Below are 18,543 nucleotides of genomic sequence, written 5' to 3'. Positions count from 1 at the left end.
ATGCAATGCACGTCGACCATTCCGAAGTGGATCGCCGGACGCTGCTGCGGGCCGGTCTCGGCGCCGCCACGGTCGCCGTCGTCGGGAGCGAACTCGCCTTCCCGGCCGCGGCGCAGGCAGCGCCGGGCACCGACCTGGACTGGATCATCAGCTGTGACGAGTGGGCCGCCCGCCCACCGAAGGACCCGCTGTCGGTGAGCGCCATCGCCACCAACAAGATCATCGTGCACCACATGGCGTTCCCGAACGTCACCGACTACTCCCGCGAGCAGGCGGTGAAGCTCGCGCACGACTGCCAGGACCTGCACATCGACGGCAACGGCTGGTCGGACACCGGCCAGCACTTCACGGTGAGCCGCGGCGGCTACGTGCTGGAGGGCCGCCGAGGCAGCCTGGAGCGGCTCGAAGCCGGCGACCGGCAGATGATCTCGGCCCACTGCCCGGGTGAGAACGGCCGGGCCATCGGCATCGAGAACGAGGGCACCTACGTCACCGAGACGCCGCCGGAGGCGTTGACCGACTCACTGGTCAAGCTCTGCGTCGCGATCTGCCGGCAGTACGGACTGCACGCTCACGACATCTTCGGCCACTGGGACTTCCGCACCACCGAGTGCCCGGGCGCCGCCTTCTACCGCCAGTTCCCCGAGCTGCGGCGACGGGTGCACGCCGCCCTGGGCACCAAACTCGGTGACGTGCCGGCGCGCCGCTGGCCGGACCTGTGGCGCTTCGTCAACTCCCCCTCGGTCCGGGTGGTGCAGCACCTGCTCGCTTACCGGGGCTACCCGGTGACCGTCAGCGGCACGTTCGACGCCGCGACCGTCGCGGCCGTGCAGGACTGGCAGGCCCGCAACGGCATCGCGGTGGACGTGGACGCCACCCTCACCACGCCCACCTGGGAGACGCTGGCGCCGGAACTGGACCAGCACGCGGCCGGAGCGCCGGTCACTGCCGTGCAGGAAATCCTCGCCACCAAGGGGTACGCGGTCACCGTCACCGGGGCGTACGACCACGCCACCCGCAGGGCGGTGCAGGACCTTCAGGCGCTGCACGGTCTGCCCCGCAACGGCAAGCTCAGCACGAGCACGTGGTGCACGGTCGTCGGCGGATCGGTCCGCGAGTCGTTCCGGCACCGCTGAGGCGTGGGTGGCGGTGCGGGGCGCACCCGCACCGCCACCAGCCAGCTCACCGGTTTGATCCGCCGCCGGGGCGGAAAGAGTCCCCGGCATGACCTGGGCCCGTCGAGCCGTACCCGCCGTCGCCGCCGCCGTCGCGGCGCTCGCCGCGCGGGACCTGATCCAGCGCGACCACGCGCTGCTGCGCAACTTCCCGGTCCTCGGCCGCGCCCGCTACCTGTTGGAGACGATCGGGCCGGAGCTTCGGCAGTACATCGTGGCCGGCAACAACGAGGAGCGGCCGTTCACCCGCGACCAGCGCCGCTGGGTGTACGCGTCGGCCAAGCAGGAGAACAACTACTTCGGTTTCGGCACGGACAACGACATCGAGTACACCCCCGGGTACCCGATCATCAAACACCGCACGTTCGGTCGTGCCGTGCCGCCGTCGTCACCGGCCGCCGGCCACGATGTGCGGTTGCCCTGCGCGAAGGTGCTCGGCGCGGCACGGGGACGGGCCCGGGCGTTCCGGCCGGAGTCGGTCGTCAACATCTCCGGGATGAGCTTCGGCTCGCTCTCCGGCAACGCCATCACCGCGCTCAACAAGGGGGCGGCGCTCGCCGGCTGCCTGCAGAACACCGGTGAGGGCGGTCTGTCGCCGTACCACCGCAACGGCGGTGAACTGGTCTTCCAACTCGGCACGGCGTACTTCGGCTGCCGCGACGAACACGGCCGGTTCAGCCTCGACCGGCTGAAGGACCTGGTCGCCGGCGCGCCGGTCAAGGCGTTGGAGATCAAGCTGAGCCAGGGCGCCAAGCCGAGCCTCGGTGGGTTGCTGCCCGGGGCGAAGGTGTCCGCCGAGATCGCCGCCACCCGGGGCGTTCCGGCTGGTGAGGACTGCGTCAGCCCATCCCGGCACGCCGAGTTCTCCGACTCTGACAGCCTGCTCGACTGGGTGGAGTTGCTGGCTGCCGAGACTGGTCTTCCGGTCGGCATCAAGTCGGCGGTGGGTGACCTGGGCTTCTGGCAGGAACTGGCCACCCTGATGCGGGACACCGGCCGGGGTGTGGACTTCGTGACGATCGACGGCGGCGAGGGCGGCACCGGCGCCGCACCGCTGATCTTCACTGACTCCGTGTCGCTCCCGTTCCAGCAGGGCTTCTCCCGGGTCTACAAGATCTTCGCCGAGCACGACCTGCACGAGCAGGTGGTCTTCGTCGGCGCCGGCAAGCTCGGTCTGCCGGACAACGCCATCGTGGCGTTCGCGCTCGGCTGCGACCTGGTCAACGTCGGGCGGGAGGCGATGCTGGCGATCGGCTGCATCCAGGCACAGAAGTGCCACACCGACACCTGCCCCACCGGTGTCGCCACCCAGAACGCGTGGCTCGCCGGGGGCCTGGACCCGGCGTCGAAGGCCGTCCGGGCGGCAAACTATCTACGGACGCTACGCCGGGACCTGATCAGGGTCGCCGAGGCCTGCGGCGTCGAACACCCCGGCCTGATCGGGACGGACGCCGTGGAGATCCTGGACGGCCGCACCGGTTCCACGCCACTGCACGAGGTGTACGGCTACCGGCCGGACTGGGGGCTGCCCTCGCCCGCCGACCGGGCGGAGATCATCCGGCTGATGGTTCCGGAGGCACCACAGGGCGGCACTGCCCCGCCCTCAGCCACCGCCGTCGGCTGAGATCACGCCCGGAGGGCCGGCGAGGCCCGCACGCGCGGACCAGAGAAGTACCAGGCCCGGAGTGGCGGATCGCGGATCGCGGATCGCGGATCGCGGTGAGCTTGATGACTGGGCGGCATCTTGATGACTCACAGACATCAAGCGTTTCCCCGCCATGTCCGCGAAGTGCCGCCCGCCGGCCACCACGACCGCCACCCACCACGACCGCCAGGCACGACGACCGCCGGCAGATCGGTGCCTGCGATAAACGCGTGGAGCCGGCGACTCACCGCGTCTATGGTGGCGCGGTGCTGATCAGACGCGAGACGCCCGCCGACGTCGACGCCATCCGGGCGGTGCACTCCGCCGCCTTCGCGAAGGCCGAGGGCAGCGATGGCGTGCCGGTCGAGGCGACGCTCGTCGACGCGCTCCGCGTCGACCCGGGCTGGCTGCCCGCGTACTCCCTGGTGGCGGCCGATTCGGACGGCCAGGTGGTCGGTCACGTGGTGGCCACCCGCGGCCTGGTGGGCGGTGCGGCGGTGGCGTTGGGCCTGGGGCCGCTGGGCGTGCTGCCCGGGTGGCAGCGGCGCGGGGTCGGCAGCGCGTTGATGCACGCGGTGCTCGGCGCGGCCGACGCGCGCGACGAGCCGCTGGTGGTGCTGCTCGGTCACCCCGACTACTACCCGCGTTTCGGGTTCCGGCCCGCCGTCGAGTTGGGCGTCACCCCGCCGCAGCCGTGGGGGCCGCAGTACTTCATGGCTCGGCCGATGCACGCGTGGAACGAGTCGATCCGGGGCGAGTTCCGCTACGCCAGCCCGTTTGACGACCTGTGAACCCACCGCGCATCCGCCGGCGGCGCGCCTCCGACGTGGACGGCTGCGTCGCGGCGCTCGCCGAGGTTCACCGGGTCGACAGGTACCCGCTGAACTGGCCCGCCGACCCGCACCGCTGGCTCCGCGAGCCGCACCCGGCGCGGGCCTGGGTCGCCGTCGACGATGATGCTGCCGTGGTGGGACACATCGCTGTGCATCGGCTGCCCAACCCGGCGAGCGGGCCGCTGGCCCAGCCGACGGCCGAGGTGGCTCGTCTCTTCGTGGTGCCGAAGGCCCGGGGGTTGGCGCTGGGCAGCGCACTGCTGGACCGGGCCCGCCAGTGGGCGGACAAACGCGCAACGGACCTGGTGCTGGAGGTGGCCGCCGGTGACACCGCGGCCGCGGCACTGTACGAGCGCGCGGGATGGCGGTGTGTCGGCACCAGCACGGCACCATGGACCGCTCCTGACGGCGGCCCGGTGTCGCTGCGCCGTTACACGCTGCGTCACCGCGCGCCGGGCTCCGACGTCGCACCGGCCAGCACCGCGAGGCGACGGGCGAGCCGGCCTGCGGCCTCGCGCAGCTCGGGAGGCTCCAGCACCTCGACCTCATAGGTCAGGCGGGCGAGGTGCGCGGCGAGCCAGTCCAGGCTGTCGCCGCCGAGGACCAGCACGGACCACCCGTCGCGGTCGGCTTCGACCCGTCCCACCTGGGGCGGGACCACCTCACGTAACTGGTCGGCCGGGGCGTGCACGCGCATTCGGGCGAGATACCGGTACGGCGCCCCGGTCACCGCCCGCTGCACGAAGGCGACCGGATCCGGGTGCTCGCGTGCCGGGAAACGCCAGGTCGTGGCCGCCGCCGACCGCATCCGGTCCAACCGGAACGTCCGCCAGTCGTCGCGGTCGACGTCCCAGCCCATCAGATACCAGCGGCGGCCGGTCGTGACCATCCGAACCGGCTCGACCGTGCGTTCCTGCTCGCCAGCGTCCCGACCGGGGTAGTCGAATCGAACGCGCACCCGGTCCCGACAGGCGCGGGCCAGTGTCACCAGCAGCTCCGCGTCGATCTCGGCCACCGGGCCGATGAGGGTGTCGGTGGCGCCGTGCACCGCCCGCACCTCGGCGCGGAGCCGCGACGGCATCACCTGGTCGAGCTTCGCGAGCGCCCGCAGCGCCGCCTCGCTCGCCCCGGCGACAGTGCCCCCGGAGGCGAGCCGCAGTGACACCGCGGTGGCGACCGCCTCCTCGTCGTCGAGCAGCAACGGCGGCAGTCGGGTGCCCGCACCGAGTTGATAGCCGCCGCCGACGCCCGACACCGCGCGCACCGGGTAGCCGAGTGTCCGCAGGCGCTGCACGTCACGGCGTACGCAACGGTCGGTGACGCCCAGCTCGACGGCGAGCTCGGTGGCCGTCCAGGACAGTCGTCGTTGCAGCAGCGCCAGCAGCCGCAGCACCCGCTCGGTGGTCGCCTCGACGGTCACTCGTCGATCGTTGCACGGATAGCGGAACAGCTCTGTCCGCTATCCGGGAGAGGGTGGGACCATGACCGACCAGATCAGGAAACAGGGATCCGCCGTGACCCGCGACGTCCAGATCACGTTCGACTGCGCCGACCCGGCCCGGTTGGCCGCGTTCTGGGCCGAGGCGCTCGGCTACCAGGTGCAGGCCCCGCCCGGAGACTTCGAGTCCTGGGACCAGGCGCTGGAGGCGATGGGTGTGCCACCGGAAAATCGCAACGACGCGTCGGCGGTGGTCGACCCCGAGGGGACGCGGCCACGGCTGTTCTTCCAGCGGGTGCCGGAGGGGAAAACTGGTGAACCAAGAACCGGTCGCCCGGATGCATCTTGACGTCATGTCCACCGACCGGAGTCGCGATGACGCGGTTCCCCGGTGAGCGGACGAGTAGCCCGGCGTCGTCCGCGATCGCCCCGGCCGACCGGGCCGCCGAGGCAAACGGGGGCACCCCGGGCGGCGCGGGCCAGCCTGCTCCGGGCGGGATCGGCGACCCGGGCGGCCGGGGCGGCGGGGTCGGTCGGCATCCGCGCCGTGGCGCACCTGATACCGGCGGCGCGGGCGGCCCGCGCGAGCCTCGCCACCAAGGGCCGGTCACTGTCGCGGGACAACCTCGCGGACGCTATGCGCGACGACGGGCACGGCGTGTCCAACGCACGCGCGTCACTCCTACTCAAGATCCTCAAGGCAGAGCACGACGTGACTACCATCGGCCCGGTGTCCGTCCGGCCCCGTCGGCAAGAGCCGGAACCGCTGTCGGAGGTGGTGGCGTAGCGTCGGCCGTGAGGCGTCGATAGCGAGGGGCCCCACTGGCCCGTCAACGGTCCGCCGCCAACGCGGAGGATCGCGCAGGGGAACGCAACGACACCGGGGGTGCCACCGAGATCCGGTGGCACCCCCGGTGTCGTTGTCCATGATCGCGGAAGCCTTTGCGTCGCCAGGTACGTTGGTTTGGTGACCGCGCGCACTGCCGTCCCGGACGGCAAGACCTACGAGGCCCTGATCTTCGACTGGGATGGCACCCTGGTCGACTCCCGCGACGTCTGCTTCGGTGCCCTCGCTCGTGCGATGGGTGATGCGGGGGTCAAGCTCGACCCGGATTGGTACTGGCCGCGCCAGGCGATTGCCTCGCCGGACATGCTGATCGTGTGGGAGCAGGAGTTCGGGCCGCTGCCCGAGCCGATTGACGAGATCATCGGCAGGTGTCGCTTTTACGTGCAGGCTGCTGCTCCTGACCTGAAAGTAGTCGAGGAGATCGCGCGGGTGGCTCGTGCTGCGCGGCGTCGCGGTCAGCGGCTTGGCATCGGCTCGAACGCGTCCACGAATACCGTGTGGGCAGGGCTGGAAGCCACGGGTCTTGATGCCCTGTTCGATGTTGTCGTGACGTGGAGCGATGTTCCGCAGGGCAGAGGTAAACCTGAGCCGGACATCTTCCTACTGGTGGCACAGCGACTCGGTGCCGATCCGGCCCGCTGCTTGGTGTACGAAGACGCCGAAGTGGGAGTCACGGCGGCCCTCTCGGCTGGCATGACGGCCTACAACGTGCAGACCGGTGTTCTCCACAGGCCGGTTGGCAGTCCGATCAGTGCCGCTCCGGTACATCGGCCCGCGTTCGCGGCACCAAGCTTGGCTGATTGATGAGCCTCGCTCGCTGTATGGAATCCTTGCGTAATGCGTTCTGTGGACGAGGTTCTGGCGGCTTTTTGCGCTGACGACATCCGGGCCGCTGAGCTGCCGGTCCTGGCTCGCCTGCCCGAGGGCGGCTTGATGGACAGGGCCGCTGCGGCACTCAACTCGGTGTGTGCCCGGATACTGCGGGAGAACAGCGGTGGAGTCTACGGCCGCCGTGTCGTGATGCTGGTTGGTAGCGGCAACAACGGAGGCGACGCGCTTCTTGCCGGTGCTCGTCTTCAGCGTGGCGGTGCGCAGGTCACCGCCGCAATGGTCGGAGGCCACGCCTATGAGCGTGGTCTCCGAGCGTTCGTCGGTGCTGGCGGCCGAGTCATAGATGCACGGGAACCCGCAGGTGAAGACCGGGTAAGCCGCCTTCTCGAACGAGCAGAACTCGTGCTCGATGGGATTGTTGGCATAAGTGGTCGGCCTGGCCTGAGCGGGGTGTCGAAGCGACTGGCAGCGGCGGTTCCACGCGCAGCTACGGTCGTCGCAGTGGACATGCCCAGCGGTCTTGACCCGGACACCGGCGAGATCCATGGGGACTGCCTGGCCGCCGATGTGACCGTGTCCTTCGGCACGTTGAAGCCTTGTCTCCTCCTGCCACCAGCGGCCCACGTCGCTGGACGGCTCGTGCACGTGCCGGTCGGCATTGACGAGGGTCTGCCGTCTCGGCCGTACGTGCGCCGGTTGACCGACGCCGGTGTGGCGGCGCGGTGGCCGGTGCCGAACCACGCCGGTCACAAGTACACGCGGGGTGTCCTCGGCGTGGTGGCGGGCTCGGACGCCTACCCCGGCGCGGCCGTGCTCGCCGTGCTGGGCGCGCAGCGGGCGGGCGTCGGGATCGTGAGGTTCATCGGCCCGCGCCAGGTGACGGACCACGTGCTTCGCGCCGTGCCGGAGGCGGTGCCTGGCAAGGGCCGCGTTCAGGCGTGGCTGTTGGGCTCGGGTGTCGAGTCGGACACCGACCAGGACGAGGCGATCGATCAAGCTCTGGCATCTGGCCTTCCATGCGTCGTGGACGCGGGGGCACTCGCGGCGTGCGTCAGGCAGCGGTCCGGTGGAGTTCGAGCCGCCGAGGCGGACACCGTACTGCTGACTCCGCACGCCGGCGAGGTCTCGCAGATGCTCGGGCAGTTGGGCACGCCGGTCCCGCGCAGCGAGGTTGAGGCTCGGCCGGCCTTCTACGCAACGCTGCTGGCCAAGCAGGTGGACGCGACGGTCCTGCTGAAGGGACCGACAACGCTGGTTGCCAGTCCAGAGGGCTGGCTATCGAGTCAGAATGACGGGCCGTCGTGGTTGGCGACGGCGGGAACGGGCGACGTGCTGGCCGGGATCGCTGGCGCGCTCATGGCACAAGGGGTCGGGGCGATGGATGCTGGTGCGATGGCGGCCTTCGTCCATGGGCGGGCCGGTGCTCGGGCGTCGGCGGGCGGCCCCATCGCTGCGGGCGACGTCGCGGCGGCGACTCCGGCGGTCATCGCTGGCCTCCTGACGAGCCGCTCGTCCGGCACCGATGGCTGGATGCGAGGTCATCGTTTCAGTTCGCTGGGATGAGGCCAACTCGTTGGGCGAGTGCGCGCACATGTGTCCGTGCTCTCGCCCTGTCCCGGAAGATCAGTTCACGCAGGAGTTCGCGCACCAGTGTCGAGTCCCGTACCTCCTCCTGCGAGATCTTCTCCGCGTCGAGCAGAACGAGGATTGCTGACTCGTCCTCGCCTCGGCGGACGAAGCCGCGAGCGGTGTTGATCAGCGCGGCGGCCCGACGCTCGACACTTGGTATGTCATCGATGTGTAGACGCGCGGAGTACTCGACGACGTCATCCGCCCGACCAAGTTCGGCGCTGATGGCCAGGCCATGGATGTCGACGTTGGCGGGACCGAAGGCGGTCCATGGATCGTAGTGACGGCCGATCGCGCGGGCGGCTTCCTCGGCGACTCGGTGGAATGCCCACGCGCGCCCGTCGTCGTCGGACTGGGCGGCGCTGATGGACGCGGCTAGGTGAAGCATCCCGTAGTCGGCGAGCAGCTTCGGATCGGGCGCAGATTGATCAATGTGCGCCCTCAGTTCGTCGGCGGCGGCGAGGCACAGGCGGGTGGCCTCGTCTTGTTGCCCGGCCCGGCGATAGGACGCCGACAGCGCCCACGCCCCGATCGCGATCAAGTGGGGATCGTCGGCTTCGCGTGCGGCGTTCATGGCTCGGTCGGCGGCGATCCAGGCGAGGTCTCCGTCTGGGATGTGGTGTAGCCACTGCCGGGCGACCTGGTACGTGCCAGCGAGGTTGCGGGCGGCCGAGCGGCGGTCCTCGGCGGCGCGGTAGGCGGCGACAGCGTCGACGATCAGGCCGGGCAGCACGCCGCCCAGGATGGTGTGCGCGGTCGGCGAGCTGTGCCAAATCGTCCACGCCGCGATTACCCGTTCGCCGATGTTTGGCACGGGCTCGGCAACTCGGGGGAAGGCGGCGGGTGCCGCTGCCCGCATGATCGCTTCTCGGACGGCGGCTACCGCCTCGCCCGCGGGGCGAGGTCCGGGAACGAGGTTGTCCACGGAGCGGCCGATCAGGTCCTCGATCGTGCACTGCACGACCTGCGCGATCCGAAGCAGGTCGGTAAGCCGCTCCGCGTGTCTGCGGCCCTGCTCCACAGCCGACACCCACTGGACCGACTTGCCGATCCGTGACGCGAGTTCCTGCTGCGTGACCCCGGCGGCACGTCGGTGAGCAGCGATGTTCGCCCCGATGCCGCGAATGAGGCTCGGCTCAATATCCATATCCACCACATTCCATGACCATCACGATACGGACACTGCTACCGATGTAGTAGTTCCGGTGCGCGACAGCTCCATAACGTCAGGTCACATAGATCGACGCCGTAAATCGGCGGCAACCAAGGTGGTCGCCCTGGCCGGGCGTGACAGGAGCCTCCGTCCGGCTGGGTGCCCTCACGGTGAGAGGGGGGAACAAGAGATGACAGAGATCGCCGGGAATGGAGCGGGCGCGGTCGACGCCAACGTTCGGTGGGCGATGCAGGCAGTGCGAACTATTGCCCGATCGAGTGGCCGGAATGCAGCCGCTGCTTGAACTGTCACGCGCGGTTCCCCTGCGCTACCTACGGGTGGGCCTTCGACGTGGCTGGTCAACGTCGGATGGAACGCCAGCCAGATTGACGCTCTGGATGCGAGGACAGGCCCATGGTCGTGATCATCGAAGCTGATAAGGCGCACGCCGACGAGATCGCCGACGCGCGGTCGGTCCTGCTGGTGCATCGGGCGGAGCCCGATGGGCTGTGCTGGGGATGCCATGAGGTGTCGTGCAGGTTCGCCTGGTTTCCGTGCCCGCAGGCTCGCTGGGCGCAACGGGTGCTCGCAGCGGACGGGGGTGATGGGCGGTGAAAGCCTTGAGCGCCAACGTGTTGACCGTGGCGAGCGTTCCGCGTCAGCGCATCTATGACGCGCTGCTCGCTGAGCCGGGGCGGGACTGGACGGTCAGCCAGCTCGCCGCGCTGCTGCACGACGTGTCGGTGGAGGCGGTGCGCACGACGGTGCACCTGCTGCTCGGCGACCACCTGATGGAGATCGTGCCTCGCACCCGAGCCCTGACGGTGCGGTTGACCGGCGAGGGCCGGGCCACGGTCGCCGAGATCCGGTCCCGGTGGGCATCAACCCAGACACCGCCTGGCGAAGGAGGATCGTGATGGCGACGGCGACCGTGCGGGCGTCGGTGAACGGCAGCGCCTTGCATGGAGTGGAAGCGGCCCACAGCGTGATCGCTGCGCATCTGCGCTGCGATCGCGGCGGCCGGTGCCTTGCCTGCGGCGAGTTGGAGCCGTGCAGCCAGCGCAACACCGCGCACGTCGCGCTGTTCGGCCACGACCGGCAACTTCCCCGCAGGCGGCCCCTGCAACTGATCGGCCCCAACGGTGACTTCACAGCCGCCGACCGCACACCGTTTCACGCGTTCGGCGCTCCCGCCGATCGAGAGGCTTCCGGCCGTTGACGCCTCGCCAAGGCGGCCGGATGGTTGCCCGCGCGGAGCTGCGTACCGCGCGGGCAACCCACAACCCCTAGTTCGATGCCGCCGACGTGGCGGCAGGAAGGACCACCGCGATGAGAACCCCAACCCTGCCCAGGGTGGTCGCTCCGCTGTTCTCGCCCCCGGCGCTGTTGCCGATGGGTGAGCCCGGCGGCGTGGCCTACCCGATGTCTCACATCCCGGGCGAGCTTCGGCCGTATGCGGCGAGTCTGGCTGTGCCGATGCCGCTACAGGGCAAGCACAACACCACTTCCACCTCGCCACGGACTTCCATGGCGACCGAGACGTCTTCGGACGGCAAGGTGTCCCGCGACAGCCAGACCGACACCGGCTCGGACAGCTAGGAAGCGGGGGCGACGGCCGTGAACACCAAAGACACGATCCTGGTCCTGACCAGCGCTGACGACCCGACAGCCGACGCTGTGGCGGCTGCGTTGGCCCACGCCGGAGGCAAGGTCGTGCGACTCGACACCGGCGACTTTCCGATGGAGCTGCGGTTGTCCGCGACGACCACGGCGGAGGGCGGCTGGGCCGGCATGTTGAGCACCGCCGCGGACACGCTCGATCTGGAGCGGGTGCGCTCGGTGTTCTACTGGCGGCCAACCAGCTTTCGGCTGCCTGCCGGGATGTCACCGGCCGATGAGGTGTTCGCGGCCGTCGAGGCCCGTCACGGCCTCGGCGGGCTTCTGGCCAGCCTGGATGCGCTGTGGGTCAACGACCCGGTCAAGTCCGCCGCTGCCGAGTACAAGCCGCTGCAACTGACGCTGGCCGCCCGGTGCGGGCTGGCGGTGCCGTGCACGCTGCTGAGCAACGTGGCCGCCGATGTGGCCGCGTTCGCCAAGCGGGTCGGCGGGCAGGTGGTGTGCAAACCGCTGTCGTCGCTGGTGTTCACCGAGGACGGCCACCAGGCGACCAAGCCCTACACCACGATCATCGACCCCGCCGACATCTCCGCTGAGGCGTTCGCGGCGACCGCGCACCTGGTGCAGGAGTATCTGCCGAAGGCGTTCGAGGCCCGGGTGACCGTGGTCGGCGTGCTGCCGATCGCGGTCGCGATCCGCTCGCGCTCGCAGGCTGGACGGGTGGACTGGCGGGCCGACTACGACTCGCTCACCTACGAGCACATCGACGTGCCGGAATCAGTCGCAACGGGCGTGCGCCGCTTCCTGGAACGGCTGGGGTTGAGCTACGGCGCGTTCGACTTCGTTATCACCCCCGAAGGCCGCTGGGTCATGCTCGAATGCAACCCGGCAGGTCAGTGGCTGTGGCTGGAACATGAGACCGGTGCGCCGATCGCTGCGGCACTGGCCGATCTGCTGGTGAAGGGAACTCGCGCATGAGTAGGTGGCAGGACCACGCGAACGCACTGGTTGCCGAGCTGACCCGGCGGGATGTGCTGGCTCCAGGCTGGCGGGAGGCGTTCGCCGCGACGCCCCGGCACGTGTTCGTGCCGCACTTTTACGACGACGACAACGAGCGGGTCAGCGCCGACACGCCCGAAGGGTTGGCGGCGGTATACGCCGATGAGTCGCTGGTCACCCAGATCGCCGAACACCCGGGCGGCGGCTTCTGCTGGCCGACCAGTTCCTCGACCCGCCCAAGCCTGATGGCGCAGATGCTCACCCTGCTCGACGTCGATAGCGGAATGCGCGTGCTGGAGATCGGCACCGGAACCGGCTTCAACGCCGCCCTGCTGTGCCACCGCCTCGGCGACGCGAACGTGACCAGCATCGACATCGACACGATGCTCGTGGAGACCGCCCGAGCGCGGCTGGCTGGCCTCGGCCACCGGCCGTTCCTGGCCGCAGGGGACGGGGCGCTCGGGGTGCCGGTCCGCGCGCCGTACAGCCGGATCATCGCCACCGCCGCCGTCGCCACGATCCCACCGGCCTGGATCAGCCAGCTCGTGCACGGCGGGCGCATCGTCGCCGACGTGCGAGGCGAACTCGCGTCCGCGCTCCTGGTCGCCGACAAGACCACGCCCAGCTCGGTGCGGGGCCGCTTCCACGACACCCCCGGCCACTTCATGTGGCTGCGCTCCCGCGCCGACCACCCGCTCCGCGACGGCACCGACCCGGACACCAGCTTCGACTTCACCCAGCCGACGCAGACCACCAGCGACATCCCCGCCGACGCGTTCGACGAGCGCGAGCTGCGGTTCCTGCTGCAACTGGCCGTGCCCGGTCTCGGCCCGATCAGCAAGAACCTGCCAGATGGCGGCGAGGGCATCTTCCTGCACACCGAGACCGACTGCTCGTGGGTGCAGTACCGGCCCGGAACCGACAAGGCCACCGTCACCTACGGCGGACCCCGCGCCCTGTGGCCCGCCATCGAGGACGCCTGGCAGCGTTGGAACCGCTGGCAGCTTCCTAGCATCCGCCGCTTCGGGATGACCGCCTACGACGACGGACGCCACCACATCTGGCTCGACCACGACCAATCGGTGATCCTCACCGGCGAGCCGGTCGCCTAACAACCTAACCCGGCCTAGACAACACACGACGCCCCGGCGGGCGGCACCCAGCAGGCCCGCCGGGTGCCTCACCCTGGCACGCCCACACACTCCGCGCGGGCGGGGCTAGGAGAGGGGCCCGCGCACCGCTGCGGAGTGCGCGTACCGCTCGCCTAGCCCGTGCCTGCCACCACAACCACGCATTTCAGGGACGGATGTACACAGTGGCGTATCAACCGGGGCCGAACGAACTGCTGCGCAACGCTCGGCGGGCGCGGCGGTCCCCATCGGGGTCGGGTCGGCCGATGTCGCGGCAGGAGTTAGCCGAGGCGGTCAACGCCTATCTGTACGAGCACGCGGGACGACACTTCGCCATCCATGCTGGCTACATCGGCAAACTCGAACGTGGCGAGCATCGATGGCCGGCGGCGCACACCCGCACCGCGTTGCGGGCGGTGCTCGGCCGGGACACCGATGCCGAACTTGGGTTCTACATCATCCAGGGGCACGCCAGCGACGCGCCGACGGTCGAACCGGACGCGTCCGGCGAGGCTGGCCCGGCCGAGCCTGGCGCGGCGACGACGGGCGTGGGCATCGCACCGCCCGCCGCGCCGGTGGCCGAGGCGCTTGCCGCCCTCACCGGGGCGGACGCGGACGCCGGGGCGGCGGTGCAGGTGGACGTGAGCGCGGAGGCGGGAACGGCGGTCACGGTGGTGTGCCAGGACGGCGCGGCGGGCCGGGTGGCGGTGCTGGCCGGTGGGGTGTGGGTGCTGATCGACGCGTCCGGCGCCGGTCCGGCGAGCCTCACCGCGGCCGTGGTCGACTTCCCGGCGGTTGCGGGTGGTGCGCAGGTGTACTCGCTGGCTGAGCGGCGGGCGCGGTAGCGGTGGCGGGTACTCAGCTCACGCGGCCGGGCAGGATGGCCCGGCAGGTACCCGGCAAGCCGCGCCGCCTCGGCGCGGCGGGTGGAATCACCCCGGGTCAGGTGGCCGAGGCACGCAAGGATCTCGGCCGGCACTTGGCCGCCTGGCGTGGCGTCGCTGGGATGACGCAGGTCGAGCTTGCCAAGCTCATCTGCTACTCCCGCAGCCAGATCGGCAACGTCGAGATCGGCCGGGAGAGCACCACCCGCCGGTTCTGGCAGGGCGCCGACGCAGCGGTCGGCGCGGACGGAGCCCTGTTGGCCGCGTTCGATCAGGTGGACGCGCTCGTGCGGGACTTCCATGCCCAGGAAGTACAAGCCCGCGAACGGCAACGCCGGCACCACGCGGCGCCGCCGGCCGTGCCCACTGCGGAAGCGGAGTGTCCGGGTGAGTGCGGGTGCACGCCGATGGTCGTCGGCCGGTGGACCGGGCGGGAGGTCCGCGCGTTGCGCGAGGCGCTGCGGATGAACGTCCGCGCGTTCGCCGAACACCTCGGCGTGACCACGGCGACCGTCTCTCGCTGGGAGCACCGGAGGGCGCCCGCACCGCCGAGGGTCGCGGCGCAATCGGCGCTGGATCAGGCACTCACGCTCGTCGACACCGACTCCAAAGCCCGGTTCCGGCTGCTCCTCACCAGTGCTGACGACACCACACCTCGCGCGCACGGTGGCCGAGCCACGAAAGGCAGGTCCACCGTCACCCCGATCCACCAAGCGGACCGGACACGCCCCGCCTCCTGACACCCCAGCGACGGCCGCGACGAGAGGAACGGGGGCCGCGATGCATCGACCGATTCCGACCTTGCGCGGCACTCTGACCCACGCAACAGCTGTGGAGCTGTACCAGCGTCACGAGGGCACAGCGGCTGAGGCGTGCGCGAGGTGTGGCAGACCGACGCCGTGCGCGGTGCGGGCGTTCGCCGCAACGGTCATCGCGGCGGCCGGGGAAGACCCCCGCTGGTACGACGGCGGACGCGCTCTCCCTGCACCTGCCGGACCGGTAGCCGGTCAGAGGCTCGGCAACCCGATCCCATTCCGGCGACCGATCAGGACCGGGGGCGGGCGCAACCGGAGTACGGCGGCTATGCGGTCGGCGGGCGTAGTGCGCCGTTGGACGCCGAGAACTTGCTGTACGAGCGGGAGCACTGATGATCCGCCACGGCAGACACCCGGAGGCGATGCATGAGCGTGCCTGGGCACTGGCCGAGTGGGATGCCGTAGCCGTCCACACCGGTCGAGCGCTTCATACCTTTGCCACGGTCGACCGGGGAGCGGCCGGCCCGGTCCCCACCACATGGGGCCTTGGTGATCGCGCCGTCAGCGCTGACGTCTGCCAGGTCGAGGCCGATCATGCGGTCATAGGCGTCCAACGCGAGTTCGTGGAGTTGTTCGCCCAGCCCGGCCTCGGCCCACAGGTGCAGGCGTCGGCGGATCGTGCGGTCCGAGCACTGGTCGGTGGCTACCCGTTCGTACCCGGATCCATGGACCAGAGAGGCGATGAGCAGTTCGAACACGACCCGGTTCGGGATCCGGCGGCGGTGGCAACCGAGGGGATGGCCCGGGTCGAACCCGGGTTGCTCGGGACACAACGCGGCGAACTGGAGGAAGATCGGTTCGAGCAACGATGATGGCAGCGCAGGCACGGGACGCCATCGGTCACAGAGCGTAGAGAACTCCGATGATCGATGGACCCGTGCCTGCTTGCTGCCTGCGGGTACCCGCCTGTCCGGATCTTGGACCTATTGCCGGTCGCTCTTACTCGAAAGTGAGCATGTACTCCTCGGGCTGGCCGAGTCCGCACACGGAGGGTGGGCGCGACGCCTACCATACGGTTATGTCGCCCTCGACCAGGGAACTCAGCCGGGAGCGGGAGGTCTTCTTCAGGGCCTTGCCGTCGCGTGCGGGCCGCGTTTTGCCCGGTTGGGTGGCCGGCACGTTGTTGATCAGGGTGGAGTACGCTGACAACGCGGAGCTGTGGCGGTTCATCATGCGCGACCGGGCGGTGGCGTTGGACCACGGCGTGGAGCCGGCTGAGGCGACGTTGGCGGTGCCCGCCGCTCTTCTTCATCAGCTGATGGCGGGGAGAGAACAGGTGATCGCCGCGCTGTTGCGGAACGAGGCGACTCTGGTCGGTGACGTCAGGCTCTTGTTGGCCTTCAGGCGGTTTTTTCCCTCGGCACCGGGGTCGGGCGACCCGAGGGGCCGATCAGGTAGCAGTTGGTGGCGGGAGCGGATGAATGAGACCGTCGCCCGCGGTAAGCCCGCGGAGGGGTTATGAACCCTTTGGTCAACATCCTTGACGGCAACACGTTTCTGGTCAGCGACCGGCAGGGAGATGTCGATCCCTCGCCCGTCTTTCCCACGGGGCTCTTCTCCTACGACACCCGGTTCTTGTCGGTGTGGCAGCTGACCATCAACGGCGACCGCCTGACCGCCCTGTCGGTGGATGACCTGCAGTACTACGAGAGTCGGTTCTTCCTGGTCCCTGGTGAGCCGACCCACTACGTTGACACGGAGATCTCCGCGATCCGTCATCGCAGCATCGGCGGGAGTTTCGTTGAGGATCTCGCGGTTCTCAACGAGGGTAACGAACCGGTGGACTTGGTGGTCAGAGTAGAGATGGGTGCGGACTTCGCGGATCTGTTCGACGTCAAGAACCCGACAAACAAGGTCGCCCCGATCAGCGTTGTTGTCCAGGACGGTCTTCTCTGTTTCGCCTACCGTCGCGGCAGCTTTCAACGCGAGACAGTGGTGTCCAGCAGCGTTGCCGGCGATGTCGACGAGCACGGCATGACGTTCCGCATCCGGATCCCAGCGCACGCCGAGTGGCGCACCCGTTTCCATGTGGCGACGAACATCGTAGGCGCGCAGGGACACGACTTCCGTGACAGCCTGCGTCTGCATCGCCCCCGGTCCGCGACGCAGATCGGCGAGGCGCTGAGCACCTGGCTGAGCGAGACGCCCCGGCTGATCAGCGACAACGAGTCGATCACCACCGCCTACCGTCGCAGCCTCACCGACCTGGCGGCGTTGCGCTACACCTCCGTCAGCACGGGCACCCAACTCGTCGCCGCGGGCCTTCCGTGGTTCATGACCCTGTTTGGCCGTGACAGCCTGTTCACCTGCCTGCAGTCCCTGTCCTTCCTGCCGCACCTCGCGCCGCCGATCATCACCACGCTGGCCCTCACCCAGGGCTCTCGCTTCGATGACTTCCGGGACGAGGAACCGGGAAAGATCCTCCACGAACTGCGGTACGGCGAGTCCGCCGCTTTCGGGGAGCAGCCCCACTCGCCCTATTTCGGTTCCGCCGACTCGACAATGCTCTTCGTGATCCTGCTCGATGAGTACCACACGTGGACCGGTGACGATTTGCTCCCGCAACGCTTCGAGATGGAGGCCAGGGCGGCGCTCGACTGGATCGACACCTACGGCGACCTGCTCGGCACCGGCTACGTGTGGTACCAGACGAGGAACCCCGACACAGGGCTGCAGAACCAGTGCTGGAAGGATTCGTGGGACTCGATTTCCTACGCCGACGGCCGGCTACCCGGCTTCCCGAGGGCTACCTGCGAGTTACAGGGCTATGCCTACGACGCGAAGATGCGCGGCGCTCGGCTCGCCCGTCTCGTGTGGAACGACCCTGCCTACGCGCAGCGACTTGAGCAAGAGGCAGCCGACCTCAAAGCCCGGTTCAACCGGGACTTCTGGGTTGATGACGGACGATACTACGCCCTGGCCCTCGACGCGGAAGGCCGGCAGGTAGACGCCCTGTCGTCCAACATCGGGCACCTGCTGTGGAGCGGCATCGTCGATGAACAGCGGGCATCGGACGTCGCCGCCCACCTGCTCGGACCCCGGATGTTCTCCGGCTGGGGCATCCGCACCCTCGCCACCGGCAACGGCCGCTACAACGGGTTGGGCTATCACGTCGGGACGGTGTGGCCATTCGATAACTCAATCATCGCGTGGGGCCTGTGGCGGTACGGGTTCCGGGAGGAGGCCGGCGTCATCTGCCAAGCGATGTTCGACGCGGCCCGTTACTTCGAAGGCCGCCTGCCGGAGGCATTCGCCGGATACGATCGTGAACGAACGAAGTACCCGGTGCAATACCCGACAGCCTGCAGTCCACAAGCATGGTCCGCCGCAACCCCTCTTCTCCTCATCCGGGTGATCCTCGGGCTGCAACCCCACGGAAATCACCTCGTCGTTGATCCCGCGCTGCCCAGCGGCACCGAACGAATCGAACTGCTCGACATCCCAGGCCGGTGGGGAAGGGTGGACGCCCTCGGCCGTCGCCGGCCAGACACCAACCACAACGAACGCGGTATCGCCTCAGCCAACTGAAGGAAAGCCCGAACACGGG

Annotated in this window: 20 protein-coding genes and 1 pseudogene; 18 read left to right on the top strand and 3 right to left on the bottom strand. The window is 69.5% G+C overall.

Translation table 11 applies throughout. The features are described from left to right. Positions 1-26: 26 nt before the first annotated feature. The 4 genes from DLJ59_RS25140 (at position 27) to DLJ59_RS25125 (ending at position 4,204) form a co-directional block, all read left to right on the top strand. Positions 27-1,136, top strand: coding sequence for a peptidoglycan recognition protein family protein (locus DLJ59_RS25140; protein ID WP_244236217.1), 1,110 nt, complete (start codon positions 27-29; stop codon positions 1,134-1,136). 88 nt (positions 1,137-1,224) lie between these two features. Then, positions 1,225-2,799 carry an FMN-binding glutamate synthase family protein gene (locus DLJ59_RS25135; RefSeq protein ID WP_124775117.1) on the top strand — a complete coding sequence of 525 codons (1,575 nt, stop codon included), beginning with the start codon at positions 1,225-1,227 and terminating at the stop codon, positions 2,797-2,799. A gap of 287 nt (positions 2,800-3,086) precedes the next feature. Next, a complete protein-coding gene (locus DLJ59_RS25130) occupies positions 3,087-3,611 on the top strand; it encodes a GNAT family N-acetyltransferase (protein WP_124775115.1) in 525 nt (174 codons plus the stop codon). Next, on the top strand, positions 3,608-4,204 hold the full coding sequence (locus tag DLJ59_RS25125) for a GNAT family N-acetyltransferase (protein ID WP_124775113.1): 597 nt from the start codon (positions 3,608-3,610) through the stop codon (positions 4,202-4,204). Before DLJ59_RS25130 ends, DLJ59_RS25125 begins: the two co-directional genes overlap by 4 nt. Here the strand turns inward: DLJ59_RS25125 and DLJ59_RS25120 are convergent. Next, entirely contained in the window at positions 4,096-5,073 is a 978-nt protein-coding gene (locus DLJ59_RS25120; RefSeq protein ID WP_124775111.1) for a helix-turn-helix transcriptional regulator, read from the bottom strand. The genes DLJ59_RS25125 and DLJ59_RS25120 overlap by 109 nt on opposite strands. Positions 5,074-5,134: 61 nt before the next feature. Here DLJ59_RS25120 and DLJ59_RS25115 point away from each other — a divergent pair, with 61 nt between their 5' ends. From DLJ59_RS25115 to DLJ59_RS25100, 4 genes are all read left to right on the top strand, one after another. Beyond that, positions 5,135-5,440 carry a VOC family protein gene (locus DLJ59_RS25115; RefSeq protein ID WP_208648830.1) on the top strand — a complete coding sequence of 102 codons (306 nt, stop codon included), beginning with the start codon at positions 5,135-5,137 and terminating at the stop codon, positions 5,438-5,440. Between the two features lie 198 nt (positions 5,441-5,638). After that, positions 5,639-5,878, top strand: coding sequence for a hypothetical protein (locus tag DLJ59_RS25110; RefSeq protein WP_124775109.1), 240 nt, complete (start codon positions 5,639-5,641; stop codon positions 5,876-5,878). A gap of 180 nt (positions 5,879-6,058) precedes the next feature. Next, complete coding sequence (locus DLJ59_RS25105) at positions 6,059-6,742, top strand: HAD family hydrolase (protein WP_124775107.1); 684 nt, start codon at positions 6,059-6,061, stop codon at positions 6,740-6,742. A 33-nt stretch (positions 6,743-6,775) separates the two neighbouring features. Continuing rightward, positions 6,776-8,332: an NAD(P)H-hydrate dehydratase gene (locus tag DLJ59_RS25100; RefSeq protein WP_124775105.1), complete on the top strand. Its 1,557-nt coding sequence runs from the start codon at positions 6,776-6,778 to the stop codon at positions 8,330-8,332. Here the strand turns inward: DLJ59_RS25100 and DLJ59_RS25095 are convergent. Continuing rightward, positions 8,316-9,545, bottom strand: coding sequence for a helix-turn-helix domain-containing protein (locus DLJ59_RS25095; protein ID WP_124775103.1), 1,230 nt, complete (start codon positions 9,543-9,545; stop codon positions 8,316-8,318). The genes DLJ59_RS25100 and DLJ59_RS25095 overlap by 17 nt on opposite strands. A gap of 420 nt (positions 9,546-9,965) precedes the next feature. Between DLJ59_RS25095 and DLJ59_RS25090 the strand changes: the two genes are divergently transcribed. From DLJ59_RS25090 to DLJ59_RS25055, 8 genes are all read left to right on the top strand, one after another. After that, the gene (locus DLJ59_RS25090; RefSeq protein ID WP_124775101.1) at positions 9,966-10,166 is read left to right on the top strand and encodes a hypothetical protein; all 201 of its coding nucleotides are present in this window, start codon (positions 9,966-9,968) and stop codon (positions 10,164-10,166) included. Continuing rightward, a complete protein-coding gene (locus DLJ59_RS25085) occupies positions 10,163-10,468 on the top strand; it encodes a hypothetical protein (protein WP_104114867.1) in 306 nt (101 codons plus the stop codon). Before DLJ59_RS25090 ends, DLJ59_RS25085 begins: the two co-directional genes overlap by 4 nt. Then, positions 10,468-10,770 carry a hypothetical protein gene (locus DLJ59_RS25080; RefSeq protein WP_124775099.1) on the top strand — a complete coding sequence of 101 codons (303 nt, stop codon included), beginning with the start codon at positions 10,468-10,470 and terminating at the stop codon, positions 10,768-10,770. The genes DLJ59_RS25085 and DLJ59_RS25080 overlap by 1 nt, the downstream gene beginning before the upstream one ends. 110 nt (positions 10,771-10,880) lie before the next feature. Further along, positions 10,881-11,150, top strand: coding sequence for a hypothetical protein (locus DLJ59_RS25075; RefSeq protein ID WP_124775097.1), 270 nt, complete (start codon positions 10,881-10,883; stop codon positions 11,148-11,150). Positions 11,151-11,168: 18 nt separating this feature from the next. Beyond that, on the top strand, positions 11,169-12,146 hold the full coding sequence (gene tgmB, locus DLJ59_RS25070) for an ATP-grasp ribosomal peptide maturase (RefSeq protein WP_124775095.1): 978 nt from the start codon (positions 11,169-11,171) through the stop codon (positions 12,144-12,146). Beyond that, on the top strand, positions 12,143-13,279 hold the full coding sequence (locus tag DLJ59_RS37955) for a methyltransferase domain-containing protein (RefSeq protein WP_124775093.1): 1,137 nt from the start codon (positions 12,143-12,145) through the stop codon (positions 13,277-13,279). The genes tgmB and DLJ59_RS37955 overlap by 4 nt, the downstream gene beginning before the upstream one ends. Positions 13,280-13,563: 284 nt before the next feature. Further along, on the top strand, positions 13,564-14,142 hold the full coding sequence (locus DLJ59_RS25060) for a hypothetical protein (protein ID WP_167493742.1): 579 nt from the start codon (positions 13,564-13,566) through the stop codon (positions 14,140-14,142). A gap of 35 nt (positions 14,143-14,177) precedes the next feature. Next, complete coding sequence (locus DLJ59_RS25055; RefSeq protein ID WP_124775089.1) at positions 14,178-14,921, top strand: transcriptional regulator; 744 nt, start codon at positions 14,178-14,180, stop codon at positions 14,919-14,921. A gap of 461 nt (positions 14,922-15,382) precedes the next feature. On the opposite strand, the pseudogene DLJ59_RS25050 reads toward DLJ59_RS25055, so the two are convergent. Then, positions 15,383-15,823, bottom strand: a pseudogene (locus DLJ59_RS25050) (transposase family protein); the annotation flags it as partial. Positions 15,824-16,014: 191 nt separating this feature from the next. Here DLJ59_RS25050 and DLJ59_RS25045 point away from each other — a divergent pair. Further along, the gene (locus DLJ59_RS25045) at positions 16,015-16,458 is read left to right on the top strand and encodes a hypothetical protein (RefSeq protein ID WP_124775085.1); all 444 of its coding nucleotides are present in this window, start codon (positions 16,015-16,017) and stop codon (positions 16,456-16,458) included. After that, the gene (locus DLJ59_RS25040) at positions 16,455-18,524 is read left to right on the top strand and encodes an amylo-alpha-1,6-glucosidase (RefSeq protein WP_124775083.1); all 2,070 of its coding nucleotides are present in this window, start codon (positions 16,455-16,457) and stop codon (positions 18,522-18,524) included. Before DLJ59_RS25045 ends, DLJ59_RS25040 begins: the two co-directional genes overlap by 4 nt. Positions 18,525-18,543 lie beyond the last annotated feature (19 nt).

Origin of the sequence: Micromonospora inaquosa (assembly GCF_003857055.1) — a bacterium.
In the GTDB taxonomy this organism is placed as follows: domain Bacteria; phylum Actinomycetota; class Actinomycetes; order Mycobacteriales; family Micromonosporaceae; genus Micromonospora; species Micromonospora inaquosa.
The sequence above is the reverse complement of the archived record's forward strand: the minus strand, read 5'-3'. Positions and strand labels throughout refer to the sequence as shown.